At 70.9% G+C, this 24,865-nt stretch carries 30 protein-coding genes; 13 read left to right on the top strand and 17 right to left on the bottom strand.

The window, feature by feature from the left end:
* The first annotated feature begins 6 nt into the window (after positions 1-6).
* From OP79_RS08350 to OP79_RS08330, 5 genes are all read left to right on the top strand, one after another.
* The gene (locus OP79_RS08350; RefSeq protein WP_033319342.1) at positions 7-1,224 is read left to right on the top strand and encodes a glycosyltransferase; all 1,218 of its coding nucleotides are present in this window, start codon (positions 7-9) and stop codon (positions 1,222-1,224) included.
* Positions 1,224-1,406, top strand: a complete 183-nt coding sequence (locus tag OP79_RS08345; protein WP_033319341.1) for a hypothetical protein — start codon at positions 1,224-1,226, stop codon at positions 1,404-1,406. Before OP79_RS08350 ends, OP79_RS08345 begins: the two co-directional genes overlap by 1 nt.
* Positions 1,407-1,420: 14 nt before the next feature.
* Positions 1,421-2,299: a glycosyltransferase family 2 protein gene (locus tag OP79_RS08340; RefSeq protein ID WP_106972323.1), complete on the top strand. Its 879-nt coding sequence runs from the start codon at positions 1,421-1,423 to the stop codon at positions 2,297-2,299.
* Positions 2,289-3,185 (top strand): glycosyltransferase family 2 protein, encoded by an 897-nt coding sequence (locus OP79_RS08335; protein WP_033319339.1) that lies wholly within the window; start codon positions 2,289-2,291, stop codon positions 3,183-3,185. Before OP79_RS08340 ends, OP79_RS08335 begins: the two co-directional genes overlap by 11 nt.
* Positions 3,186-3,299: 114 nt before the next feature.
* Positions 3,300-3,617: a DUF2795 domain-containing protein gene (locus OP79_RS08330; protein WP_033319338.1), complete on the top strand. Its 318-nt coding sequence runs from the start codon at positions 3,300-3,302 to the stop codon at positions 3,615-3,617.
* A gap of 73 nt (positions 3,618-3,690) precedes the next feature.
* Here the strand turns inward: OP79_RS08330 and OP79_RS08325 are convergent, their stop codons facing one another.
* Positions 3,691-3,891: a hypothetical protein gene (locus tag OP79_RS08325; RefSeq protein WP_033319423.1), complete on the bottom strand. Its 201-nt coding sequence runs from the start codon at positions 3,889-3,891 to the stop codon at positions 3,691-3,693.
* Between the two features lie 34 nt (positions 3,892-3,925).
* A complete protein-coding gene (locus OP79_RS08320; RefSeq protein WP_033319337.1) occupies positions 3,926-4,330 on the bottom strand; it encodes a DUF2267 domain-containing protein in 405 nt (134 codons plus the stop codon).
* Positions 4,331-4,532: 202 nt separating this feature from the next.
* On the opposite strand from OP79_RS08320, the gene OP79_RS08315 reads away from it, so the two are divergent.
* Positions 4,533-7,007 (top strand): molybdopterin oxidoreductase family protein, encoded by a 2,475-nt coding sequence (locus OP79_RS08315; protein WP_033319336.1) that lies wholly within the window; start codon positions 4,533-4,535, stop codon positions 7,005-7,007.
* Positions 7,004-7,504, top strand: coding sequence for a hypothetical protein (locus OP79_RS08310; protein ID WP_033319335.1), 501 nt, complete (start codon positions 7,004-7,006; stop codon positions 7,502-7,504). The genes OP79_RS08315 and OP79_RS08310 overlap by 4 nt, the downstream gene beginning before the upstream one ends.
* Positions 7,505-7,602: 98 nt before the next feature.
* Here the strand turns inward: OP79_RS08310 and OP79_RS08305 are convergent, their stop codons facing one another.
* Together OP79_RS08305 and OP79_RS08300 are read right to left on the bottom strand one after the other, a co-directional pair.
* Positions 7,603-8,388: an alpha/beta fold hydrolase gene (locus OP79_RS08305; protein WP_078491672.1), complete on the bottom strand. Its 786-nt coding sequence runs from the start codon at positions 8,386-8,388 to the stop codon at positions 7,603-7,605.
* 43 nt (positions 8,389-8,431) lie between these two features.
* Positions 8,432-9,856 (bottom strand): hypothetical protein, encoded by a 1,425-nt coding sequence (locus OP79_RS08300; protein WP_157857289.1) that lies wholly within the window; start codon positions 9,854-9,856, stop codon positions 8,432-8,434.
* A gap of 131 nt (positions 9,857-9,987) precedes the next feature.
* Between OP79_RS08300 and OP79_RS08295 the strand changes: the two genes are divergently transcribed.
* Positions 9,988-10,440: a YbhB/YbcL family Raf kinase inhibitor-like protein gene (locus OP79_RS08295; RefSeq protein ID WP_033319334.1), complete on the top strand. Its 453-nt coding sequence runs from the start codon at positions 9,988-9,990 to the stop codon at positions 10,438-10,440.
* Positions 10,441-10,491: 51 nt separating this feature from the next.
* Here the strand turns inward: OP79_RS08295 and OP79_RS08290 are convergent, their stop codons facing one another.
* From OP79_RS08290 to OP79_RS08280, 3 genes are all read right to left on the bottom strand, one after another.
* Positions 10,492-10,800, bottom strand: coding sequence for a DUF3040 domain-containing protein (locus tag OP79_RS08290; protein WP_033319333.1), 309 nt, complete (start codon positions 10,798-10,800; stop codon positions 10,492-10,494).
* 64 nt (positions 10,801-10,864) lie between these two features.
* Positions 10,865-11,773 carry a polysaccharide pyruvyl transferase family protein gene (locus tag OP79_RS08285; protein ID WP_033319332.1) on the bottom strand — a complete coding sequence of 303 codons (909 nt, stop codon included), beginning with the start codon at positions 11,771-11,773 and terminating at the stop codon, positions 10,865-10,867.
* Positions 11,770-12,414: a phosphoribosyltransferase gene (locus OP79_RS08280; RefSeq protein WP_033319331.1), complete on the bottom strand. Its 645-nt coding sequence runs from the start codon at positions 12,412-12,414 to the stop codon at positions 11,770-11,772. Before OP79_RS08280 ends, OP79_RS08285 begins: the two co-directional genes overlap by 4 nt.
* A 246-nt stretch (positions 12,415-12,660) precedes the next feature.
* On the opposite strand from OP79_RS08280, the gene OP79_RS08275 reads away from it, so the two are divergent.
* A complete protein-coding gene (locus OP79_RS08275) occupies positions 12,661-13,005 on the top strand; it encodes an STAS domain-containing protein (protein ID WP_033319330.1) in 345 nt (114 codons plus the stop codon).
* Here OP79_RS08275 and OP79_RS08270 read toward each other — a convergent pair.
* From OP79_RS08270 to OP79_RS08245, 6 genes are all read right to left on the bottom strand, one after another.
* Entirely contained in the window at positions 12,992-13,420 is a 429-nt protein-coding gene (locus OP79_RS08270; protein ID WP_033319329.1) for a DUF2267 domain-containing protein, read from the bottom strand. The two genes, OP79_RS08275 and OP79_RS08270, sit on opposite strands and share 14 nt — an antisense overlap.
* Positions 13,421-13,522: 102 nt before the next feature.
* Positions 13,523-14,032, bottom strand: a complete 510-nt coding sequence (locus OP79_RS08265; RefSeq protein WP_033319328.1) for a mycothiol transferase — start codon at positions 14,030-14,032, stop codon at positions 13,523-13,525.
* A 79-nt stretch (positions 14,033-14,111) separates the two neighbouring features.
* Complete coding sequence (locus OP79_RS08260) at positions 14,112-14,519, bottom strand: Zn-ribbon domain-containing OB-fold protein (RefSeq protein ID WP_033319327.1); 408 nt, start codon at positions 14,517-14,519, stop codon at positions 14,112-14,114.
* A 115-nt stretch (positions 14,520-14,634) separates the two neighbouring features.
* Complete coding sequence (locus tag OP79_RS08255; RefSeq protein WP_078491679.1) at positions 14,635-15,318, bottom strand: TetR family transcriptional regulator; 684 nt, start codon at positions 15,316-15,318, stop codon at positions 14,635-14,637.
* A gap of 116 nt (positions 15,319-15,434) precedes the next feature.
* Positions 15,435-15,818, bottom strand: a complete 384-nt coding sequence (locus OP79_RS08250; RefSeq protein WP_189321839.1) for a hypothetical protein — start codon at positions 15,816-15,818, stop codon at positions 15,435-15,437.
* A 150-nt stretch (positions 15,819-15,968) separates the two neighbouring features.
* On the bottom strand, positions 15,969-16,892 hold the full coding sequence (locus OP79_RS08245; RefSeq protein ID WP_033319324.1) for a MurR/RpiR family transcriptional regulator: 924 nt from the start codon (positions 16,890-16,892) through the stop codon (positions 15,969-15,971).
* A gap of 202 nt (positions 16,893-17,094) precedes the next feature.
* On the opposite strand from OP79_RS08245, the gene OP79_RS08240 reads away from it, so the two are divergent.
* From OP79_RS08240 to OP79_RS08230, 3 genes are all read left to right on the top strand, one after another.
* Positions 17,095-17,772, top strand: coding sequence for a ribonuclease H family protein (locus OP79_RS08240; RefSeq protein WP_033319323.1), 678 nt, complete (start codon positions 17,095-17,097; stop codon positions 17,770-17,772).
* Between the two features lie 102 nt (positions 17,773-17,874).
* Entirely contained in the window at positions 17,875-18,069 is a 195-nt protein-coding gene (locus OP79_RS08235; protein WP_033319322.1) for an antitoxin, read from the top strand.
* Between the two features lie 249 nt (positions 18,070-18,318).
* Positions 18,319-19,281, top strand: coding sequence for an endonuclease/exonuclease/phosphatase family protein (locus OP79_RS08230; protein WP_033319321.1), 963 nt, complete (start codon positions 18,319-18,321; stop codon positions 19,279-19,281).
* Positions 19,282-19,306: 25 nt separating this feature from the next.
* Here the strand turns inward: OP79_RS08230 and OP79_RS08225 are convergent, their stop codons facing one another.
* Both OP79_RS08225 and OP79_RS08220 read right to left on the bottom strand, forming a co-directional pair.
* A complete protein-coding gene (locus tag OP79_RS08225) occupies positions 19,307-20,188 on the bottom strand; it encodes a poly(ethylene terephthalate) hydrolase family protein (protein WP_106972328.1) in 882 nt (293 codons plus the stop codon).
* Positions 20,189-20,258: 70 nt separating this feature from the next.
* On the bottom strand, positions 20,259-21,413 hold the full coding sequence (locus OP79_RS08220) for a PucR-like N-terminal domain-containing protein (RefSeq protein WP_157857288.1): 1,155 nt from the start codon (positions 21,411-21,413) through the stop codon (positions 20,259-20,261).
* A gap of 153 nt (positions 21,414-21,566) precedes the next feature.
* On the opposite strand from OP79_RS08220, the gene OP79_RS08215 reads away from it, so the two are divergent.
* Positions 21,567-22,742, top strand: coding sequence for a PucR-like N-terminal domain-containing protein (locus tag OP79_RS08215; protein WP_051744500.1), 1,176 nt, complete (start codon positions 21,567-21,569; stop codon positions 22,740-22,742).
* A 12-nt stretch (positions 22,743-22,754) separates the two neighbouring features.
* Here OP79_RS08215 and OP79_RS08210 read toward each other — a convergent pair whose 3' ends face one another.
* Entirely contained in the window at positions 22,755-23,519 is a 765-nt protein-coding gene (locus tag OP79_RS08210; RefSeq protein ID WP_033319318.1) for an ankyrin repeat domain-containing protein, read from the bottom strand.
* A gap of 126 nt (positions 23,520-23,645) precedes the next feature.
* Positions 23,646-24,830: a damage-control phosphatase ARMT1 family protein gene (locus OP79_RS08205; protein WP_051744499.1), complete on the bottom strand. Its 1,185-nt coding sequence runs from the start codon at positions 24,828-24,830 to the stop codon at positions 23,646-23,648.
* Positions 24,831-24,865 lie beyond the last annotated feature (35 nt).

Below are 24,865 nucleotides of genomic sequence, written 5' to 3'. Positions count from 1 at the left end.
GACTCGTTGAGGATCGCCATGGTGTCCGAGCACGCGAGCCCGCTCGCCACACCGGGGGGCCCCGACGCCGGCGGCCAGAACGTGTACGTGGCCCGCCTGACCGAAGAACTGACGCGGCGCGGCCACGACATCACCGTCTACACCCGCCGCGACTCGCCCGAAGTGCCCCACCGCGTCGAACTGCCCGGTGGCGCCGTGGTGGAGCACGTACCGGCGGGACCGCCCGAGCCGCTGCCCAAGGACGAGCTCTTCCCGTCCATGCCCGCCTTCGGCACGTATCTGGCGCGCGCCTGGGACGAGGAACCGCCCGACGTCGCGCACGCCCACTTCTGGATGTCCGGCATGGCCGCACAACTCGGCGCGTACGCCCACGGCATCCCCGTCGTGCAGACCTTCCACGCGCTCGGCACCGTCAAGCGACGCCACCAGGGCAAGCGGGACACCAGCCCGTACGAACGCGTCGGCGTCGAGCGGCGGATCGGCCGCAGCTGCGGACGGGTCCTGGCGACCTGCACCGACGAGGTGTACGAACTCGCGGACCTGGGCGTGCCGCCGCGCCAGGTGTCCGTGGTGCCCTGCGGTGTCGACGTGGATCACTTCCATCCCGGCGCCGACACCGGCGACGCTCCCACGCGAACGCAACGCCGACGGCTCCTGGCATGCGGCCGACTCGTCCCGCGCAAGGGGTACGAGCAGGCGATCCGTGCGCTGACCCGGATCCCCGACGCCGAACTCCTCGTCGCAGGCGGCCCCGTACCGGCCCTGCTGGAGACCGATCCGGAGGCCGAACGGCTCCTCGGGCTCGCCGACCGGCTCGGCGTCGGCGACCGGGTGCGGCTGCTCGGCGCCGTGGCCCCTTCCGACATGCCCGGCCTCACCCGCAGCGCCGACCTCGTGCTGTGCACGCCGGCCTACGAGCCCTTCGGCATCGTGCCGCTGGAGGCGATGGCCTGCGGAGTGCCCGTGATCGCCACCGATGTCGGCGGCCACCGGGACACGGTGGCCGACGGCGTCACCGGCCGCCTGGTGCCGCCCGGAAACCCCCATGCGCTCGCCGAGGCCGCGCGCGAACTGCTCGACAGCGAAGGGCTGCGGCTGCGCTACGGCGCGGCGGGACGGGACCGGGTGCTGGCCCGCTTCACCTGGCGGCGCGTCGCGGACGGCGCCGAGCAGGTCTACCGGCGTGTCGCGGTGGGACACGCGGTGTCCTCGGAGGTGGCGTGATGACGTTCGCGCCCGTCGTCGGGCACTGCGACGAACTCCCCGAAGCGCTGGGGTCGTTCCGCGGTTCGGCCCGGATCACCGCGCGGTGGGGTGCGCGGCTCGCCACCGTTCTCACGGCCGGCGGGAGGCTTCTGGCGTTCGACGCCGCCCTGGACGGTACGCGCGACAGTACGCGCGAGTGATGAGGGAGCATCCGATGACAGGGAAGCACCGGCCGGTAGGCGTCGTCATCGCCACCCGCGACCGGGCCGACTCCCTCGCCGTCACCCTCCGCCGGCTGCTCGCTCTTCCGGAGAGGCCGCTCGTGGTCGTGGCCGACAACGCGTCGAGTGACGGGACGCGCGCGATGATCACCGAACGGTTCCCCGAGGTGCGGGTGCTCGCGCTGCCCGTCAATCGCGGGGCTCTCGCCCGCAATGACGGAGTACGCGCACTCGACACGCCGTACGTGGCCTTCAGTGACGACGACTCCTGGTGGGAACCGGGTGCGCTGAGCACGGCGGCCCGGCTGCTGGACGCTCATCCGCGGCTCGGGCTGCTCTCCGCGCGCACGCTGGTCGGCACCGCCGACGCATCCGACCCGCTCAACGACTCCCTCGCCGGGTCACCCCTGGGCCCGGCCGCCGACCTGCCGGGTACGCAGGTGCTCGGCTTCCTCGGCTGCGCGGCAATCGTGCGCCGCTCGGCCTTCCTCGACGCCGGCGGCTACCACCGGCTGCTGTTCTTCGGCGCGGAGGAGACCCTGCTCGCGTACGACCTCGCCGCGCGCGGCTGGGGCGTCGCCCACTGCCCGGAGGTGGTCGCGCACCACCACCCGGCTCCCGTGCCGCGGGCCCACCGTTCCGCGGTCGTACGCCGCAACGAGCTGCTCACCGCCTGGCTGCGCCGCCCGCTGCCCATCGCCCTGCGCCGCACCCGGGACCTGGCCGTCGCGGCTCGCCGCGACCCCGAGGCCCGGCGGGCTCTGCGCGCCGCGCTGGCGCGGCTGCCGACCGCGCTTCGGGCCCGCAAGCCGCTGCCCCCGCACATCGAGCGGGCCGTGCGCCGCGTCGAGGAGGCGTCCCGTGAGCGATGACCGGACGACCGTGGTCGTGATCACACACAACCGGCGGACCGGACTCCTGCGCACCCTCGACCACCTCGCCGAACTGCCCGAGGCCCCGCCGGTGATCGTCACCGACAACGCCTCCACGGACGGCACCGCCGAAGCGGTCGCCCGCCGCCATCCGGACGTACGGCTGCTGCGCCCGGGCCGCAACCTCGGCGCCGTCGGCCGCAACCTGGCCGTACAACAGGTGCGTACGCCCTACGTGGCCTTCTGCGACGACGACTCCTGGTGGGCACCCGGAGCGCTGTCCCGCGCCGCGGACCTCCTGGACCCCCGCGACCGGCTCGCGGCCGTCACGGCACGCATCCTCGTCGAACCGCATGGCACCGAGGACCCGATCGTCGAGGAACTGCGCAACTCGCCGATCCCCGGCCCCTGTTGGCTGCCCGGCCCCGCCCTCGGCTCCTTCCTGGCCGCCGCCACCGTGCTGCGCACCGAAGCGTTCCGCGCCGTGGGCGGCTTCTGTCCGCGGCTGTGGCTGGGCGGCGAGGAGGAACTGCTCGCCGCGGACCTGGCGGCGGACGGCTGGTGGCTTGCCTACGCCGATGAGCTGACGATCCATCACTGTCCGTCGCCTGTACGGGACTCCACGCAACGCCGCACGCACGGCATCCGCAACACCCTGTGGTTCACCTGGCTACGCCGCCCTGCCCCCGCCGCACTGCGCCGGACCCTGCATCTCGCACGTACGGTCCCCCGCGACCGCGCCTCCCTCCGGGCCTTCGGCGAGGCGGCCGCCGGGCTGCCCTGGGTCCTGCGCGAGCGGACCGTGCTGCCGCCGGATGTCGAGGCCCGGCTGAAGCTGCTGGAGCATGCCCAGCGCCACTCGACGGCCCGCAGGTACACGGGCTGAGCGGGCGGTGACGCGTACCTGGTGGATCATGCGCCCGCGCATGGGAGCCGAACATCCGGGGTACTCGCGGAAGCCGTACGCAACCGGTCCAGAGGACCGAGTGAGGGGAGACCCATGGCTCATACGAACGTTCAGGAGGTCCTGCACGCTCTGAAGGGCGCAACCTTCCCCGCGGACAAGGACGAGCTGGTGCGCGCGGCACAGGTCGCCGGAGCGTCGGACGAGGTCGTGAGGGCGTTGCGCGCCGTGCCGCCGGAGGAGTACACGAACAAGGAGGACGTCGCGCGCTCCGTGCGCGTGGATCCGGACTCCGACCTGGACCTCAGCCCCTCTCAACGGGCCGAGCAGGCGCGTCAGGGCGGAAAGCCGGGACAGGCGCAGCGGTTGCGTGCCGTGGAGAAGCCGCCGGTGGAGGACGAGCTGGACCAGTGACGAGGCGAGGCCTCACGCTCGCGTGAGGCCGGCCTCATCGGATCGGGCCGTTGAGCGAAATGGACCGGGCGGTTCAGTCCGTGCTCTCCGGGCGTTCGCCCTTGGGGCCGCGACCGCGTTCCGTGCGGGGCCCGCGGCTGCGCCAGTCCGGGTCCTCCCGCAGCGTCTCGTTGGCCTCTTCGTTGGCCTGCTGATCGGGGGTCCCGGCCGCCTCCGCGTCCTTGCGCAGCCGCGCACGCCGGGTGTCGTACTTCTTGCTTCCGGGCTCGGGCACGTTGATCACCTCTTGAGGAGTTCTCCGTCGTTCGCTAGTCCGTACTGCCCGCGAAGAGGACCTCGGCGAGGTCGTCGTCGAGTGCGGGGCGGATCTGCGTCGCCAGGGCACCGTCGGTGGCCTCGGTCGCGACCTCGATCACGCAGCGGACCTCGTGCAGGGCCTTCGGATAGCTGGTTCCGGCACGCTGCGCCACCCGGTTGAAGAACTCCTCCCGGTCCATGCGGATGCCGGTATAAGGCTCGCCCGGCGTGTACGCCACCCGGCGCAGATGCTCGCCGATCTCCTGCGGCAGCTGGGCCGCGGCCTTCTCCGCGACCGATGCCGGAACACGTTCGGCGAGGGTCTCCAGGCTGGCCCGGGTGACCCTCTCGGCCGCACCACGACTGTCCAGTCGGGCGCGGGCCTGTACCTGACCGATAAAGGCATCGTGCTGCATGGTTCACCTCGCTTCGTTGCCGTTCACCCAGAACGGGTTACCCCCGCCTTTGGCGCGAAACGGGAAGAGAGGTGTATCTCGGCATGGTGCAGGCCTGCGCCGAGCGCGCGCCGCGGTTTGCCCGGCGTACGAAGGGCACTCGTCGCCAGATGACCAACGCGGACTCCGGGCGGCAGGACGGGAGAGGCGGGAGAGGCGGGCCATGGGACGAGTGGACCGGATCGCTGAGCCGTGGGGGACCCGTACGCCGTACGCGCGAGACGAGAAATGGCCGGTGCGGGTGGACACCTTCCTGGCCGAAGGCATCGGCGCCGAGCACCCCGACCGCTGGGTACGGTCCGCCTCGGTGCTGCACTCCAACGGAGACGCGCTGGACATCGCGGTCAAGGACGGGCGGATCGTCGGAGTGCGCGGCCGTGCCGAGGACCGGGTGAACCACGGCCGTCTGGACCCCAAGGACTTGTACGGCTGGCAGGCGGGTGCCTCCCCGGACCGGCTGACACGGCCGTTGGTGCGGCGGGACGGCCGCCTGGTGGAGACGGACTGGGACACCGCGATGGACCACATCGTGGCCCGTACGAAGGAACTCCTGCGGGACCAGGGGCCGAGCGCGATCGGCTTCTACACCACCGGGCAGCTCTTCCTGGAGGAGTACTACACCCTGAGCCTGATCGCCCGCGGCGGGCTTGGCACCAACCACCTGGACGGCAACACCCGGCTGTGCACGGCGACGGCGGCCGAGGCACTGAAGCAGTCCTTCGCCTGCGACGGACAGCCCGGTTCGTACACCGACATCGACCACGCCGACGTCATCGCCCTGTTCGGACACAATGTCGCGGAGACGCAGCCCGTGCTGTGGATGCGCATCCTCGACCGGCTCGCGGGACCCGAACCGCCCGCGCTGATCTGCGTGGATCCCCGCCCGACTCCGGTGGCCCGTGCCGCGGTGGTGCACCTGGCCCCCAGGCCGGGCACCAACGTGGCGCTGATGAACGGGCTGCTGCACGAGATCATCGGCAACGGCTGGACGGACGCGGAGTACATCACCCGGCACACGGTGGGCTTCGACGAGCTGGAGCGCCGGGTGAAGGAGTACCCGCCCGAACGGGCCGCCGAGATCTGCGACGTGCCCGCCGAAGAGATCCGGCGGGCAGCCCGGGTGCTGGGCACCTGCGAGCGGCTGGCGTCCACGGTGCTGCAGGGCTTCTACCAGTCCCACCAGGCCACGGCCGCCGCGGTGCAGGTGAACAACCTCCACCTCGTACGCGGCATGCTCGGCCGCCCGGGCTGCGGACTGCTGCAGATGAACGGCCAGCCCACGGCCCAGAACACCCGCGAGTGCGGCGCCGACGGCGATCTTCCGGGCTTCCGCAACTGGGCCGACGACGCACAGGTCGCCGACCTCGCCCGGGTCTGGAACGTCGACCCGTCGCGGATTCCGCACTACGGTCCGCCCACCCACGCCATGAAGATGTTCCGCTACGCGGAGCAGGGCTCTCTGCGCATGCTGTGGGTCACGGGCACCAACCCCGCGGTGTCCCTGCCGGAACTGTCCCGCATCCGTTCCGTACTGTCCCAGGAGCGCCTCTTCCTCATCGTCCAGGACCTGTTCCCCACCGAGACGACCGAGCTGGCCGACGTCGTGCTGCCGGCAGCCGGATGGGCCGAGAAGACGGGCACCTTCACCAACGCCGACCGCACCGTCCACCTCTCCGAGAAGGCGGTCGACCCGCCCGGCCGTGCGCGCCCCGACCTGGACATCTTCCTGGACTACGCCCACCGCATGGACCTGCGCGACAAGGACGGCGCCCCGCTGGTGAAGTGGCACGATCCGGAGTCGGCGTTCGAGGCGTGGAAGGAATGCTCCCGTGGCCGACCGTGCGACTACACCGGTCTGAGCTACGACAGACTGCGCGGCGGCAGCGGCATCCAGTGGCCGTGCGACGCGGAACACCCGGACGGCACCGAACGCCTCTACACCGGCGGCGCCTTCTGGAGCGACCCCGACTACTGCGAGAGCTACGGCCGGGACCTGGTCACCGGAGCACCCGTGGAGCCCACGGAGTATCGGGCGATGAACCCGTACGGCAAGGCAGTGATCAAGTCGGCCGGATATCTCCCTCCGCATGAACAACCGGGCGGTGACCACCCCTTCCTGCTCACCACCGGACGCACGCTCTACCACTTCCACACACGCACCAAGACGGCCCGCGCCCCCCAACTGGAGGCCGCGGCCCCCGAGATGTGGGTGGAGATCTCGACCGGTGACGCCAGCGAGCTGGGCGTCATGGAGGGAGACCTGGTCGAGGTCTCCACGCCACGCGGCTCGGTGCGTGCCAAGGCCCGGGTCAGCGGCATCCGGGACGGAGTGCTGTTCCTTCCGTTCCACTACGGCTACTGGGACATCGACGAGGGACCCGCCCCCGAAGAAGTCCACGGCCGGGCCGCCAACGAGCTGACCCTCACCGACTGGGACGCCGCCTCCAAGCAACCCCTCTACAAGACCGCCGCGGCCCGGCTGCGCCGCATCCGGGAGCAGGACGGCAGCCCCGCCCCGGCTCCGACGACGGCCGCCTCCGCGCCGCTCGGCGCCGGCGTGCCCGAGACGCGGGGCGGCCCGGCCGCGGAGACCGATGAAGACGTACGCGGTACGCCGCCGACGGAAGGTGACACATGAAGATCGGCCTGGTGCTGCGGGACCTGCATCGCGAGGAGCGCGAGCTGGCCCGGGAACTGCTGCACACCGCTGAACGGCACAAGACCTCGCACGACATCCACCACCTCGCACTCGACCTCGCGGACTGGTCCCACCGGCACATCCGAGAGCTGGCCGAACTCGCCGAGCGTTACGACGTCTCCCTCGACCCGGAACCCGACGACGAGCCGGGGCCGGTCGGCCGGCTGCGCGAGAAGGGCAGCGAGATCATCGGCCGCCGCAGTGAGGCGGGACGTCGGGGCGACGCGGGACTGCTCCTGCTCCGGGATCTGAGAAGGATCTGCCAGCAGGCGTCGGCGGTCTCCGTCGACTGGGAACTCGTGGCCCAGGCCGCCCAGGCCACCTCGGACGACCAACTGCTCGACCTCGCACAACGATGCCATCCCGACACCTTGCGCCAACTGCGCTGGGCAAACGCCGAGTTGAAGGAGACCTCGCCCCAGGTACTGACGAGCTGAGCGCTCCGCCGGAAGCGCGGTGATGCCCTGGTGATGCCTTATCGATGTGCGGCTCCGCCGCGGGCGCGGGCCGGTGGGGGCTGACCGCACCTCCGGGCTCAGACTCGCCCCGCCGCCGCTGCCAGCTCCCGCACAGGTCCCGACCACGCGTCAGGAACCAGCCAGGGAAACGTGTGCGCCCCCGGCACCTCGATGTACCGGCCGTCCGGTACGAGGCCCGCGAGTTCCCGGCCCCAGCGGGCCGTACTGATCCGGTCCTCACGCCCACGGATCACCAGCAGTGGAACCCGCAGCCGGGCGACGGAGTCCTCCAGCCTGTCGGCCCGGTGCACCAGCGCGATGTGCACCATCCTGCGGATCCCGGCCCGTTGCCACTCCGGGCGGTGGTTCTCGCTGAGCCCGGACGGTTCGTGGCGGGAGTCCAGCCGCCAGCGGAGCAGCAGTCGCGGCAGGCTTCTGGCCATGGGGTCGACGGTGGGACTGGCCAGCACGACACCCACGACGTCCGGGTGGTCCACGGCGGCCCGGGCAGCGACCTGAGTACCGCTGGAGTGCCCGACGAGAACGACCGGCCCCAGGTCCCGTTCGCGCAGCCAGTCCGCGACACAGCTCCCGAACTCCCGGACATCCATCTCATGCGGGGGATCCCCACTGCCGGCGAATCCCGGCAGCTCCACCAGATGGGCCCGGGTCCACTCACCGAACGCCGCAAGCCCCGGGAGCAGATAGTCGGACACGCCCATGCCCTGGACGAGTACGACCTCGGGCACCGACGGCTGCCTGCGGCCGACCGTACGACTGCGCATCCGCCCGAAGTCGCCGTCGTGGTACGTGATGTCGGTGTGCTCCGGGAACGCCGGGGTGTGCTGCTCGCGTGTGCTCATGGCCGGTCGTTCTTCCTCTTCTTCCGCTGCCGGGTGGCCGCGGTCATGATCCGGTCGCCGGGCGCAGGCTCTCGACCCTTGGCGGCAACGGAACCGAGGTGGCCGGGGAATGGGTGAGGAACTCGTCCAGTTCGTCGAGGCGCAGTGGGGGAGGCATCGGGTACCGCTCGGGCAGCGCCGCGAGCGCGGGCCGGTGCCGCATCGTGGCGCCGAAGTCCCACGGGTAGGCACGCTCGTCCACGCCGAGGGTGCCGCCGCTCTCGACCGCGTACCGCTCGGCCAACTCGCGCCACTCGGCCGCCGGAACCTGGCCGACCGAGCGCAGACCGTTGGAGAAGAGATTGACCCCGATGTGCTTGTACGGCTCGACTCCGCGGAGGTAGCGTTCCAGCAGTTCGAGGGAGGACCTGGCGGTGAACTGCAGCCAGAACGGCACCGCCCCCAGGCGCAGCGTCCAGTGCGGCTCCCACTGGTCGTACGTCTCGACCAGCAGCCGCTCGGCGGGCAGTCCGCGGCGGTGGTGCCACCATCGGTACAGCTCCGCGACCGTCGGGCTCAAGTGCTCGGGTTCCTCCAGGGTGATGCGCCGTACCTGGTAGCCACACCGCGCCGCCACTTCGGTGATGTCCTTGGTGAGAGCGTCGTCGTATCCCCACTCGGCCTCGGGCCGCCGTTCGTCCGCAGGCGGCGGGTCCCAGCGGCGTACCGGAGATCCCTGCTGCGCGAGATGCTCGGCGACCCGGTCGCTTCCGGTGACGTACTCGTCGGGCGACATGCCGCCCAGCGCGCCGAACTGGAAGCTGTGGCGCTCCCCGAGCACGGTGACGGGCCAGGTCAGAGTGCAGTCCACGATGAAGATCGTCGCGCCGGGAGCCAGCCGCTCCTCGAGGAACCGCTCCAGCGTCGCCCCGAGCCGCAGCCGCTTGAAGCGGAAGTACAGGAAGCGCACGAGCATGGCCCGGTCCTGACTCGGGTCGTGCATATGGCACAGGGAGAGATCAGGGTTGGCCGCCACCATGCTGCGGCCCAGTTCCAGGCCCGCCATCAGCGAGGCCCGCGGGCGGTCGGGGTCCACCCGGGCCCGTACCGGAACCAGGTAGGTCTGCGGCAGCACCGGCGCACCCATCGCGGCCGCGAGGTGTACGGCGGCACCGCTGACGGAGCCGATGAAGACGGCGGGATACGGGCCGGGACCGTACTCCCCGACGGTCCAGGAGGACAGGTCCTCACTCGTGAGCCCGCGCACCCGGGACGCGCGCGAACTCTGGAACTGTCCCGCCGTGACGAACAGCCGGCGTTGCGCCCCGGCGGGCAGCGCCGAGGCGAGCGCCGCGAGACGCGCGGAGGCGGGCCCCGCACCCAGCGCACGGAAGTCGCGCCCGCGCATGAATCTGCTCACCGCACGGACGGCCGCGACCGACGAGTCGAAGTCACAGAGCGTACGGCTCACCCGCCGACGATTGCGCACAGGGGCCTCCTCGGTTCGGAGGGGGTGGGATGCCGGGTTCCCCGCGCGGGGCGCCGCTAACGCCGCGGGCGGGCCACACCGTTCCGGCCGCGTCAGGTGTGCCCGCGCTCCTTCGGGGTACTGCGGCGCGCATGGCCGGAATCGAACTCAAAAGCACCGCATTCAATGACCACGCCATGATCCCGGACCGCTACGCCAAGCTGGGCGACAACGTCTCCCCGCCTCTGACCTGGTCCGGAGTCCCCGACGAAACAGTGGAGTTGGCTCTGGTCTGCGAAGATCCGGACGCGCCGTCCGGGACCTTCATCCACTGGCTGGTGACGGGCATCGATCCGCGCAGCCAGGGCCTGGACGCCGACGAGAAGCCCCCGGGCGGTCACCAGCACATCAACGGCTTCGGCGAACCGGGCTGGGGCGGCCCACAGCCTCCGGTAGGCGACAAGGCGCACCGCTACTTCTTCCGCCTGTACGCCCTCCCCGGCCCCGTCTCCATCCCGGACGAAGCCACCGCCGAGGACGTGCACAACGTCCTCGACCGTCAGCAACTGGCCGGCGGCACCTTGGTCGGGCTCTACCAACGCTGACGCGCGAGACCCGGCCCGTGGGTCAGCCCTGACCCACGGGCCGGCCCCGGCTCATGGCTCTGTCCACCGGCACAACAGCCGGAAGACTCCGAACAGCGTCAGCGGCCACAGCACGGCGAAGGCCCAGATCACGACCGGCTCGGAGGTACGGATACCCGCCACCATCAGCACCACCGACACCGACAACAGGAGAGCGACGGTCGGTACGCGGGGCTGGTAATCGGCGGCCCGTGCGGGGTTGAGCCGTCGCTTGATCCGTAGGGTGCGCAGCCTACGACGCAACCGTCGGTCGCGTCGCAGGTCCACTTCCATCTCGTCCAGAATGCGCTGTTCGCGATCGGGGAGTCGGCCTGTCGCCATTTTCGTTCCTTCTACGACGGGCGGTGTTCGATGGCCACGGGTGCCCCGCGCTCCGGCGAACTAACTAACCGGACGGGCGCCCCGACAGCGCCTCGACGAGCCCGGGCACGCCGTCCCGGACAGGCTCGTGCAGGAACTCGTCCCTGCTCTGCCGAGCCGCGGCCCGCCCCGACGTGAGGCACCAGTCCCACCAGCGGTCCAGCTGGCGGGCGTCCAGCCGCTCGGCCGGAACGAGGGCCGGCCAGTCGCAGGCGCGCGCCTGAGCGGTCACCTTCGCGCCACCGGCGACCGGATCGACCGCCAGCACCGGGACCCCGGTCCGCAGCGCGAGCACCAGCCCGTGCAGTCGGTCGGTGACGACGCAGTCCAGGCGGGCGAGCACGGACTGGAACTGCTCGGGTGTCGAGTCCAGCCGCCAGTCCCGTGTATCGAGACGCGTCTCCAGCACGACCGGCGCACAGTCCTTGCCCGCGAGCCACCTCGTCACCGCGTCGGCCACCTCGCCGTGCCGCCGACGAGGCCCGTACTCCTGCTGGCCGTACGTGAGGATCACCCCGACGACGGGCGTGGGCCGACCGATCGGGGCGCTCGCCGACAGGTCCAACGCCGGATCCGTACCGGGAGCGTCCCGCGGCAGCACCAGGTGAAACCCGGTGGCGGCGGGATCGTCGGGATCGACCACGGAGACACCGACCGCGATACGCCAGCAGGCCCTGAACTCCTCGTGCAGCCGGGCGACTTGGGGCCCATGCAGCGGCCCGCACACGAACACCAGGTGGGAGTACGCATCCGGCCGTACGTCCGCGAAGTGCAGGGCATCGGGCTGGAAACCGGGACTCCACACCGTGTCGTACGGCAGTCCCTCGCGGGCCAGCGCCTGCTCCACCCGCCGCAGCGCGAGTACGTCACCGGCCGTGGCCTCCCCGTCCAGGAAGCTGAACCACCCGGTGAGCAGGACCCTCTGTCCGGTCACGACAACCCGTGCAGGACGTCGAGCACCTCGTCGTCCGTGACCTGGTCGAACTCCTCGTACCAGAGCCCGACCGCCATGAACGCCACCGGCTCGTGCAGACACACCAGCTCGTCCGCTTCCTCCCGCACCAGCAGGGCCGCCTCCGGCGAGCACACCGGGACGGCGAGCGTGACACGGCCGGGATCGTGGCGCCGTACGGAACGCAGGGCGGCGAGCGCGGTGACTCCGGTGGCCACGCCGTCGTCCACCACGACGGCGGTGTGGCCCGTCAGTTCGGGGATCGCCCTGCCCTTGCGGTAGAGCTGTTCGCGCCGGTGCAGTTCGTCCTGCTCCTGCTCCACGATGGGCTCCAGGGCCGCCTTGCTCAGCCCGAGCCGGTCCAGTGCCCGCTCGTCGAAGAACGGTTCATCGTCCCCGGCGATCGCGCCGACGCCGAGCTCCGGCTGGAACGGCGCTCCGATCTTGCGGGCGACCAGCACGTCCAGCGGGGCGTCGAGCACCCGCGCCACCTCGGCGGCCACCACGACGCCACCGCGCGGCAGGGCGAGCACGACCGGATCCGGCAACGCCCCTTCCTCCCGCCGCACGAGCAGCCGTTCGGCCAGGGCCGCACCGGCCTGCCTTCGGTCACGGAATCGCATGAGCTCCACTCCTTCCGCCCTCCGAGTGCGTTCTCCCTGGTGGTGAGGGGGCAGGGCGAACGCCGAGTACCCCCGCGATCGTGGGCCATGCGGAACGAAGGGCGCGGCCTCCACGCGTACGACTGAATCGATTGGTGTGGCCCACAGGGGGTAGCCGCACCCCAAGGGCTCCAAGGGAGAGCTGTCCCACTCGTCCCTCCACGCCATGACGACACACGTGCGCGCACCCCGAAGGGGGTGGGGACGATGGTGCAGCAACCGACGTACGGCCTCCGGAAGCGGACGCTGAGCGGCAGTACGGTCATCGAACTCTCCGGGGAGCTGGACCTCCTGGCCACGACGGAGCTGATGACCTCCCTCGACGCCGTGTGCGACACACAGCCCCGACAGCTGGTGCTCGATCTGCGGCAGGTCACGTTCCTGGACTGCAGCGGCCTGTCCCTGCTGTGCCGGATCCGCAATCGCCTACGAGGCGAGCGCAGCCGGCTGCTCCTCGTCCTCGACGACCCGCGCCACAGACGCCTCCTGCGGCTGACCCGGCTCTCGGACACATTCGACATCGCCCCGGACGTGCCCCCTACGCCTCAGTGATGTCCGCCCGGGCGACCGGCAGCAGCGTACGGATGTCCGTGGGCAGGACGCGCGCCAGTTTCTCCATCTCCTCGGGTGAGACCGCCGCGTCCAGGACTTCGAAGACCGCGACCGCCTCCCGCAGTGCGGCATCCTCGGGCACACCGGCACGCCAGGCGACCCGCCCCGCGAACGCGGTCAGGTCGAAGCGCTCACCGGAGCCGCGCCGCTCGGAGCTCCCGGCGGGCGAGGACACCTTCTCTCGTATCGACTCGGCCAGTGGCGCGGGCAGTTGGGCGGCCAGATGGTCGGCAAGCCCGACGGGTATGCGCTCCGCCAGCGTCGACAGCACCGCCCGCGTGGCCTGCTCGGCGGAACTCCGGTCGGGCAGTCCTGCCCGCTCCCGCACTTTTGAGATCAGCTCGTCGTGCCGCATGGTTCCCGACTCCTCCGCGTGCGTGGGCCCCGTGTTCCTCCGGCATGGCCGGCGGACCCGTACATCACGCGAGTGTCCCTGGAGCCGCCGAATACACGGCCCTCAACGCGCTTGCAGGACTCCCCGTACGAACGCCGCCTGCCCGACGTGCTGCAGGTCGTCGGAGAGGACGCTGACCAGGCGGACGCCCAGGGTGACGGGCGGGGACCAGTTCTCGTCGACGACGCGGTCGAGCTCGTCGTCGTCCAGGTCGCGCAGGAAGGTCAGCGTCTGCTCGTGGACGGCGTCGTGGTAGCCGAGGAGCAGTTCGCCCGAGTCCACGCGGACCTTGGCGACCTTCGACGAGGTGTGACCGTAACCCGTGTCCCTGCGGGGGAGGCCCAGGCCGAAGCGGTCCGCCCAGTCCTGCGCGAGCCAGACCTGCTTGAGACCGGAGGCATCGGCGACGTGGTCGTCCTGGACGCGGGTGAGATGCCAGACGAGCCAGGTGATCGAGTTGGCCTTGTCGTCGAGACGGGTGTTCAGATCGTCCGCGGAGAGTCCGTCGACGACGGCGTGGACTTCCTCCTGGATGCGGCTGTACGCGTCGACGAGAACGTCCTTGGCTTGCATGGCTTCCTCCACGCTCCGCACGGGCAGCTGACCCTGCCAGTGTTCCCGCGCGAGCCCGCCCGCGCGCGTCCGAAGCCGGTCAGAACCAGCCGGAGTACGGCTCTTCGCAGAGCTTGAACACCGGCTCGCGGCGCACCGGGTCCGCGGCCGTGGTGAGCTGTACGCGGTCACCGACACGGATCGCGATGAGCGGGCCCTGCACCCGCCCCCGCACCGTGAACCCCTCCGCCAGCTCGACGAGGGACACATTGCGGGCGGTGGGGGTGTTGCGCTGGACGATGGTGGCGTGGCGTACGACGCCCAGGCCAGCGCTGCGCTCCGTCCGCAGGTCGCTGCCCGCGCAGACCGGGCAGAGCAGCCGGTGGAACATGGTGGTCCCGCACCAGCGACAGCGCTGGTAGTGGAGTCCCTCTTCGGCCGGTTTCGTGGTCGTCGCCGTCTCCGCGTCGAGTACGCCCGCCGTGGTCCGGCTTCCCGGGTGGAACACGATGTCATCTCCCTGCGCTGGGCCGGAATCTGATGTGATGCGCGCGCAACTGCTGTGCGCCGCATTGAATCCAGCGTATGGCACGGAGTGCCACCAGTAAAGGCACTCAGTTCCCTCAGTTTTGTCGGTCGGGAGGGTGTCCCAGCGTCGCCTCGATCTCCTGGACCACCCGCCACATCGGCGCCCCGCGCCGGGAGACGAGCACGACGACGTCCTCGACGTCCTCCGCGGGTTCGGGCCCGGCGCCCGGAGTGAAGGTCCGCTGCACAAGGGCGAGCGCATGGTCGACCTCCGCGCTCGCGTCGCTCTCGCCGTCCGAACGCAACCACGACCGCAGCCCGTTGTTGTGCGCGGCGACGACGGCCGCGGCGATCACATCGGCCCGCAGGGTTCCGTCGGGCTGCCCCGCGAAGCGCCGGCGCAGATACTCGGCGAGGGCCCGCTCGTATCGCCAGACCACCGAGAGTTCGTACGTGCGCAGCCCCGGGACCTTCTTGGTGAGGCGGTAACGCTGAACGGAGAACGTCGGGTTCTCCGCGTACATGCGCAGTACGAGCCGCGCCGCGTCACAGACCCGCGCCACTGGATCGTGCTCGTCGCCGCCTCGGCCCAGGAACTCGGTCATATCGGCCAGGCAGCGCTCGTGGTCCGGGAAGACCACGTCCTCCTTCGACGGGAAGTACCGGAAGAAGGACCGCCGTCCGACCCCGGCGAGCGCCACGATGTCATCGACGGTGGTCTGCTCGTACCCCCGCTCCAGAAACAACTGGAACGCAGCCGCCACGAGCGCGTCCCGCATCGGCGGCTTGGGAACGGTCATGTGCGGAAACCTAGCATCGGCCAGGCGAAATGGCACTCAGTGCGCTGTTCGCAGGGAACTCAGTGCCATGCGTCGCAGTGCGGCGCCTGGTCGGCTCAGCGTCCGGTGCGTCCGCTGTTGCCGTCCACCAGGGCCTGGGTGACGACGCGTACAGCGCGGGCGATGTGGTTCAGCTGCGTGAGTTCCGCGGCGTACAGCTTGATGGTGTGCTCGATGACGGACTCCGGCATCCCCATGGAGGGCAGCTCGGCCCGGGCGCTGTGCAGCGCGGTGCGGACGACCCGTATCTCCTGCTGGAGCTGGATCTGCGCGTGGCGGGCGAGCAGAACGGGCTCGCGGATCAGCAGCGGGTAGCTGCCGTAGCGGGACGGCACCAGTTCGCGCAGCCACTTGGCCGCCGATCGTTCCCAGTCCCGGTTGCCGGGCGTCTTCACCTGGCGGGGCCAGTCCGTGCTGATCGGTGAGTACGTCAGGGACATCGTCATCGCTTCCGGGGCGGCGGGCGGTTCGGGGGACTCCCGATCAGCGAGAAGTATTCATATATACCGTCGGGTACGCAAGCGCATGAAAAAATTCATGTGAAGGCATCGTTGAATACGCCCGAATCACGCCTTGCGGCAGGCGACCACTCAGTCCTTGAGGAAGAACGCGTGCTGTTCCGCGCCCTGCTCGTACTCGTCGAGGCGGGCCTGTGTGCGCTCGGGATCCGCGTCGGTCATCGCCTGGAGCAGGGCCGCGGACATCACGCCGGGCGCGGCGTACGAGTCGAAGACGAGGCGCGAGCCGGTGCCGGAGGCGAACACCACGTCCGCCTCGTCGGCGAGCGGGCCGAGCGCCAGGTCGGTGATCAGGGCGACGCGCAGTCCCGCGCGCCGGGCGACCCGCAGGGCAGTGAGCGTCTCGTGCGCGTGCCGGGGCATGGAGAAGGCCAGCACCCAGCTCCCGCCCGCTTCGCGCGACTGCAGCAGTGCGTCGTACGCGACACTGCCGCCCCGCGTCACAAGCCGGACGTCCGGGTGGATGCGGCGGGCGGCGTACGCGAAGTACTCGGCCAGCGAGCCGGAGATCCGCAGGCCCAAGACCGTGAGCGGCGTCGACTGCGACAGCGCGCGGCCGGCCTCGATCACCTGCTCGGGATCGGCGAAGTCGCGCCGCAGGTTCTCCAGGTTGTCGATCTCCGCGTCGACGGCCGCCTGGAGCTCGTTCGGGCGGGCCTCCTCGGCGGCGTCGGGCGCGGACGCGAGCGTACTGAGCGCGATCGACTGAAGCCGCTCCCGCAGGGCGGGATAGCCGCTGAAACCCACCGCCGTCGCGAAGCGCGTCACCGACGGCTGGCTCACACCCACCCGGTCGGCGAGCTCCGTGATCGACAGGAACGCGGCCTCGGTGATGTGCTCGATCAGGTACTGGGCGATACGCCGCTGGCCGGGGGAGAGCCGGGGCCCGTCGAACAGTGCCCGCAGCCGTGACGTGGGGGCGGCCTCCGCCTCGGGCACCGGCTTTCCCGAACTGATCGCGGACGCCTGCGCGCGAGCCCGCTGCGGCGATGGCACCGGTGCGCCTCCTTGGTCTCCCACAGTGGTTCAACATACAGCGAGGCATGAGGGACGGACGGTGATCCGTTCGCGCACGCGCCCCTGAGGAGGCCGCAGGCCTTCCTTGGGGGCGCGGGGAACTGCGCGACCAGCCACAACGAACTGCAGTTTCGAAACGAGCCGCAGCTTGGAACCGCAAAACCCAGCGGAGCGCTCTGGCATGATCGTACGCATGGCTGAACGCGTTATCGCCGCGTGTGACGGGGCGTCGAAGGGAAACCCAGGGCCCGCCGGCTGGGCCTGGGTGATCGCCGACGCGACGGGGACCCCCGTCGCGTGGGAGGCCGGACCGCTGGGGACGGCGACCAACAACGTCGCCGAACTCACCGCGCTGGAGCGGCTGTTGGCGGCCGTCGAGCCGGGCGTGCCGCTGGAGATCCGGATGGACTCGCAGTACGCGATGAAGGCCGTCACGAGCTGGCTGCCCGGCTGGAAGCGCAACGGCTGGAAGACGGCCGCGGGCAAGCCGGTGGCCAACCAGGACCTCGTCGTACGCATCGACGAGCTGCTGGCGGGCCGCGAGGTGGACTTCCGCTACGTACCCGCGCACCAGGTCGGCGGGGACCCGCTCAACGACTTCGCCGACCGGGCCGCGAGCCAGGCCGCCTTCGTCCAGGAACCCGCGGGCAGCGAGCAGGGATCGCCGGAGCCGCCCCCGTCCGGCGGCGGCAAGAAGGCCGCGCCCGCCCGAAAGCGCACCTCCTCCGCCTCGTCGTCCCGCACACTGAAGGCCAAGTTCCCGGGCCGCTGCCGCTGCGGTCGCCCCTACGCGGCGGGCGCGACCATCGCCAAGAACCCCGACGGCTGGGGCCACCCCGAGTGTCGTACGGAGGCGTAGCCCTCCGGCGGCCCGGCTCGACCCTGCCTCCCTGGGATGCGAAACCCCCCACCTGCGGTGACCCTGGATAGGTGGGGGGTGCACTGATCAGGAGGATGTCTCATGTCCATGATGGACAAGATCAAGAGCATGCTGAAGGGCCACCCGGAGCAGACGTCCAAGGGCATCGACAAGGGCGGCGACTTCGTGGACAAGAAGACCCGGGGCAAGTACAGCGGTCAGGTCGACACCGCCCAGGACAAGCTCAAGGACCAGTTCGGCGGCGAGCAGCGTCAGGACCGCCCGCCGCAGTCCTGACCCCGGCCCCTCGTGGCCCTGGGGGCGACACCTCCGGGGTGACGGGGGTCCCTCATGTCCGCGGCGGTGACGAACGAGTGCCCCCTCCACGCCCCACGCCCCACGGTGCGGCCCGGTCGACTATGCCCGCGGTAACGGCGAGTTTCGGCCACCGTGTGGATCACCTGACCAGAACTCCTGTTGTTCCAGCGCAGGATGGCGCTGTGCCATGGTGGTGGGGCAGCGGAGCAGGAGGGGGGCACTGCGTACATGGCAGCGTCAACGAGATTTGCTCCGCCTTCGTCCCGCCGTCGGGTCGTCCTGGCGGCGGCTTCCCTCGTCCTGCTCGTCGGCCTGCCCTCCAGCGCGGCACCCCTGCGGGCGAACCCGGAGCCCGCACCGCCCGGCCCGGCACCCATCCAGGCGGGCCCGGCCGCGACGACGTACCGGCTCGGCACGTTCAACATGGCGGGCGGCAACCCGAAGTACGGGACGGCCGGCGACGAGGCCGCCGACGACTTCGTACGCACCGTCAAGGATCGCCGGCCGGCCTTCGTGTCCATCCAGGAGGGATGCCAGGACTGGACGGAGCGGCTCGACAGCCGACTGCCCGGCTATACGGCGGTGTTCGACCCGGTGGTGCCCGAGGTCGGCACCCCGGCGAAGTGCTGGCACGACTCGGCATTCGGCAACGCCCTCCTCTACCGCGACGACCTCGGCTTCACGCCTGAGGCGGGCGGTGGCCACGACCTCGGTTCACCGGCCGGTCGCGAACAGCGCGAAATACTCTGCGTACGCTCGCAAGCACGGCGCCTGGCCGTGTGCTCGATCCATATGTCGAGCGGTTCTGCTCCCGAGCTCCAGGAAGCCCGTCGGATGGAGGCTGCCGAGGCGAAACGGCTTCTGGCCACCACCTACCGCGGATACCAGAAGTTCCTCATGGGCGACATCAACACGACGCCGGATGCCGCGCCCACCGACAGCTTCTACCACCGTGACTACGGGGACGGGGCGGCGGGGGAGTTCAAGGAAGCCGACAGTCCCTGCGGCAACCACATGAACAACTGGACGGTGCCCTGCCGGGCCGGTGAGGCGACCTTCGGCCTGAAAAAGATCGACTACCTCTTCGTCCCCCCGTCCGCCACCGTCAACTGGAGCGAGACCGAGCACAGCGACTACTCCGACCACGACTCCCTCTGGGCGGAGATCGTGCTCCGTGACCGGGCCGGCTGAGCCGTGTGCTCCGTGGCCGGTCCGGCTAACCCGTGGGACAGGTGTTCCGGTACTCGCTGATCTGCAGGTTCGCTGTCGGGGCCGGGCACAGGAACTGCTCGTAGCGCACGTCCTCGTCGACGAACCGCTTCAGCCAGGCGATGCTGTACTTCGCGATCGTCACGTTGGGTGAGACCGCGACCAGATGGCCCTCGCTCCTCAGCTCCAGGTACGCCTTCTCCGGTGCGGAGGTGAGGCTGTCGTAGAACGGCTTCGCGTGCGAGGCCGGCGACGCGATGGCGTCGTTCTGGGCGCCCATGATCATCGTGGGTACCCGGTCGCCCTGCCAGGTCTTGTCGTTGTTCCACGGCATGAGCGGGATGGCGGCCTTGAGCGAAGGACGCAGCTCGGAGGCCTTGAGCGAGCCGCCGCCGCCCATCGAATGGCCCATCACCGCAAGGCGATTGGGATCGATACGGTCCTTCACGGAGCTGCTCTGGACGAGGAAGTCGAGCGCGTTGACCAACTGGGTCGCCCGGGAGTCGGGCAGGTCGCTGCCGGAGTTGGTCTCCAGGGTCAGTACGACGAAACCCTGGGACGCGAGGCGGGGGCCGTACCAACTGACGACGGCCTCCGGCGACGCGAACCCCGGACTGATCGCCACGGCCCCGAACGTGCCCTGGCTGGTGTCGGTGGGGTAGTAGGCGGTCCCCTTGTTGAAGTTCGGGCCGTCGACCGTGGTCTGGGCCGTGGCGAAGGGGCCGCGCTCGGCGGTGATGGACTGCTCGGTGGGCGCCGGACCCCGTTGGAAGTCCGTGGGGCCGGCCTCCGCCTGTTGGGGGAGGAGGCTCGCACCGGTCACCGCCAGGGCGGCGGCGCCGGAGAGCAGACCGAGTCGTTTCACGGTGCGGGTGCTCGCATGTCTCATGCGGCTGAGCATGCTGACAGAAGTTCAGTACCGCTTCTCGTTCAACTGCTGAATTCTGTACGGGAGTTTGTCAGAGGAGCGAGGAACGCCCTGCCGACCTGCTGCGCAGCGCGAGCTGCGCGTCGAAGCGGAACGCCGGATCGTCGAGCCGGTCGCCGTACAGCGCGGTCAGCTGACGCAGTCGGTTGCGGGCCGTCTGCGGATGGATGCCCAGCGCGGCGGCGACTTCCGGGGCGGTACGCCCGGTGGAGGCGAGCAGCGCGTCGAGCGTCTCCGTGAGGCGCCCGGCCTTGCCCGGCGGGAGGTCCCGTAACGGCTCAAGTACCTGGTCGGCCAGGAGACTTCCGATCGGGGAGCCGTGCAGCAGGTGCAGCTCCGCGAGGTGGTCCTGGGCGCTGGTCCGTCCCAGGCGTCGGGCAAGCCGGGCGCAGTGCAGCGAGATCCAGGCCTCCTCCAGGGGGACGGCCGGGCCCACCGCCGCACCGGTGCCCTGAAAGGCCGTCAGCAGCCGCTCGTCGGGCACCACCAGATGCAGTTCATCGTCCCTGGTCACCCGCAGGACATCGGCGTCGAGGCCGGGCACCTTGACGGAGGCGGGCAGCAGCACGCAGCGGACCCGCTCCGGCAGCGGCCAGGCGGCCCTGCGGGCCAGGTCCGGCAACGGTTCCGCGAGCGGATCGCGGCGGCGCTGCAACAGCCGTGCCACGAGCAGCCGACGGCTGCGCAGGACGTCGTCGGCGGCACCGGCCCGCGCCTCCTCGAAACCCGTCACCGACTCCCCGGCCATCGCGTGGATATGCGTGAGCACGGCCTCGCTCAGCGGAACGGCGATCTCTCCCGACAGCGCCGCGTCCCGCGCCACGTCCACATAGCGGCGGCACGCCACCCGGGCGCCGATACGGTACGCGGCCTGCAGCCCGTCCATACCGCGCCCGCTCAGGTACTCCAGCCTGCCCAGCCTTCTGAAACGCGGCACATAGTGGTGCTGCGGCGCATCCGGCTCCTCGACCAGCTCGGTGAACTGAGTGGCCGCCAGACGCACCGCCTCGGCGACATCCCGGGCCACGGCGGAGCCGAACGGCTGCCGGTAGTCGCGTACCTCCCGGCGGATCGCCTGCACCATCTCCGTGGTGAGCTCCGGCAGCCGGGTGCGCAGACGCGGGGCGAGGGCCGGCGGCAGTTCATGCCACGGACGCCTGGATAAGAACGGCTCAGCAGCTGACACGTGGCAACTCCCTTGCTAGCACGAGAAGGTGAGTCATCGTGGTCTGGAGTGTAAGGCGGATGACACCTTCGCCGTGCGCTCGCGCGAAATCTGGCGCACGTCACAGGAGTCACGCAGGATTGTTCAGCCCCACGGGAATCCACGGGAGGCACCTTGACCCTCGCGAACGCACAGGACGCCGATCCGCTCCCGGGCGAGATGCGCCGGATGCTGCTGCGGCAGATGCCGGCCGTCGTCGACGAGATGGAGAAGGCCGTACGCTCCGGGCTGCCGGACTACACGCACATCGCCGACGACACGGACGGCTTTTCGGTACGTCAGGTCATCGACCGGACGGTGAGCTGTTTCGTCTCGCTCCACGACGTGCCCCGGCCCGGCCCCGCCACTATCGCCGAGCTCATCGCCCTGTACGAGGCCATCGGCGCCCAGCACGGCCGCCTCGGCCACCCCCTCGACATGCTGAGAGACGCGCTCGACCTGGGAGGGCGGGTGGCGTGCCGCCGGCTCATCGAGGACGCGTACCGCGAGGGCTGGCCGGAATCCGTCCTTGGGACGATGACCGAGGACGCCTTCGAGCTGATGAGTACGGTCATCGCGGCGGCCTCGCGCGGGTACGCCGACGTGTGCGGCCGTGACCCGGTCGACGTGCAGCGGGACCGGCTGCGGGACGCGCTGGTCACCGAGCCCGGGCAGGGGCCGCGGCCGCTCGCCGAGCTGGCCTCGGCGGCCGGGTGGCAGCTGCCGCGCACCCTCGCCGTGCTCGCCCTGCCGCCGGGGGACCACCCGCAGATGCATGTCCTGCCGCCCGAGGTGCTCGCCGACCGCAGCCCCGCCGCGCCGTACCTCATCCTGCCCAACCCCCGTGATCCTGGCCCGCGTTGGCTGCCGAAGGCCAAGGGCGGGGCACTCGGGCCCGCGGTGCCCGTGGACCAGGGCGCGGTGTCGTTGCGCTGGGCGCGGCGCGGTCTTGACCTGGTCGATCGCGGGGTGCTGTCCGCGGACGCGCCGCTGCGCTGCGTCGACCACCTGGCCGTCCTGACTGCCTTCCAGTCGGGCGACCTCCTCGAAGCCGCCGCGACCACCCTGCTCGGTCCGCTGCTCGAACTCCCGCCCCGCCGCCGGGAACCCCTCCTGGAAACCCTGCTGGTCTACCTCCGTTGCGGAGACAACGCCGTCCTCACCGCCGAACGCCTCCACGTCCACGAGCAGACCGTCCGCTACCGCCTGCGCCAGATCACCCAACTGACGGACGGCACCTGCCCGGATCCCGAACGGCACCTGGAGACCATGCTCGTACTCACGTGGCTGCTGTCGCCGGAAGTCCGCTGAGCGCGCCGACGCTCAGGGCAGTTCGGCGCGCCCCTTCGCTCCCTGATCGCGCAGCCACCGAACGACTGCGTCGGCGTCCGAGGCGCGGGCGATGTCGAGCGGGGTCTTGTCGTCGTAGCCGATCCAGTCGAGGTCGGCGCCGTGCGCGAGCAGGTACTCGACGGTGGCCAGTTGGCCGCCGTGGCAGGCGCCCCAGAAGGCACGGGTGAGGGCGTCGTGGTCGACCGGTTCGTGCTCCGCCGGCTTGTCGTCGGCCGGTCCGGGGCCTTCCACGAAGGCCTTCACCCGGTCCAGCAGACCGAGCGTGGCGGCGTCCTGAAGCGTCGTACGCGCTCCGAGTTCGACGAGTCGGCGCGCGGCCCGCCACTGGCCGAAACCGCGCGCGTCGGCGAGTGGCGTACCGCCGCCGATCACGGCACCCGGGGCCTCGATGTCGGCGCCCGCCTGGAGGAGCGCGTCGAGCACGGGGACGTCGTTGCTGCTCGCCGCCCAGTGCAGCGGGGTCTCCGAATGGGCCCCGCCGAAACGGGCGTTGGGATCCGCGCCCGCCGCCACGAGCGTGGCGACCACCGCGGGGCCGTGGGGAATGTGACCGGGCCAGTCCGCGGCGATGTGCAGCAGCGTCCGGCTCCCGGCACCCGGGCCGCGTTCGACGATCCGCGTGGTGGCGAGGCCGGGATGCTCGGCAAGGCACTGCCGCAGCGCCGCCACGTCACCTCCACGGATCGCCTGGGTCACCGCGACGGACAGGGGATCCTGCGAGTCGAGCGTCTCCATCACAAGCCTCCAGCCCGGCGCCGAAACTCTGCACGCATGACCTGAGCCTGCCAGAAAACGAACGCCCACGATGCCGGACTCGGAACCAGCCCACGCACTCGGTCTCCAGGCTGTCGAGGCGAAGGGTCAGACACTCACCTGGATCAGAGCGTGCGTTCCGCTCGTGCGCCAGGCTTCCCCGGTCGCATCCAGTTGCTCGAGCGTGCGGGGCGGCAGGCCCGTGGCGACGTCCGACTTGAGCGTGCGCAGCGCCGCTACCGCGGCCGGGAAGTACGCGGTGACCTCGGCGAAGGGGATCGTGGCGGGCCAGTGCCGGTCGCCCACGAGGCGGCGGTAGTTGAGGTCGCCCTTCATGATCGTGAGCCTGGCGGACGCGAAGTCGCGGCGGAGGTCGTCCGGCATGTCCGCGTAGGGGAGTGGTGCGCAGGAGAACGGGTGGGTACGCAGAATCAGGCGGCCGCTCGTGATCGCCTGCCGCAGCCGCTTGCCGACGTCCGCCGCGTGACCGGACGCGGTGGCCAGGCGGTCCAGGCAGGCGAGGGCGTCGGCGGTGGTGGCGTCGGAGACGTAGTACGGGTACGGCTTGAGGTGCAGGACGACCGAGGTCGCGCGGCGCGTGGTCAGCAGATGGTCGGCGAGTACGAGGTCGGGGAGCAGTTCGGGTCCGGCGTTGTCGGCCACCAGGCAGACCTTGCCGGGCTGTGCTGTGGCCAGGATCTGCCACAGCGCGGCCGAGTCGTCCACCACGAGTCCGGGGACGCGGGCACCCAACCCCTCGGCGCCCGCGGACAGTTGGAAGCCGAGGTCCGCGCGGTTGCCCCAGAGGGAGGAGTGCAGGAGCGTGCGGTCCTGTTCCTCCGAGGGGAGCTGGGGGAGGCGGTCGAGCGCGGAGAGTTCGTCGTCGAGCTTGGAGCTGGTGAGTTCGGCGTTCTTGAACGGGGCGAAGGGGTCGACACCCTGCCACGGGCCCGGCGTGAAGTACCGCAGGGCAGCCAGGAGCTTGCGGTAGAAGAAGCTCTCAGCCCACAGGAAGGGGACGTCCGGCCAGCGCTGCCCGTAGTGCGGCTCGTCCCGCCACTGCTCGGCACCCGGTTCGGCCTCGTCCAGCGGCTCGATCACTCCCTCGGTGATCTCCTCCAGGAGGGCGTCCAGCGCGCGCTGCTGCTCGGGCGGGTACGGCGTGGCCTGCCGTACCCGCTCGATGAGGGCCGGATGCCGCTCGTCCAGCACACTCCGCGCGAAGGAGCCGGTGGTGCCGACAATGACAGGGGCGCGGTCGTGGTCGTCGGGCGCTGGGCCGGGAAGCGTCATTCCTCCAGTAAACCGTTCACCGTACGGCGCTCACG

Source organism: Streptomyces yerevanensis (assembly GCF_000716805.1).
GTDB lineage: Bacteria > Actinomycetota > Actinomycetes > Streptomycetales > Streptomycetaceae > Streptomyces > Streptomyces flaveus.
The sequence above is the reverse complement of the archived record's forward strand: the minus strand, read 5'-3'. Positions and strand labels throughout refer to the sequence as shown.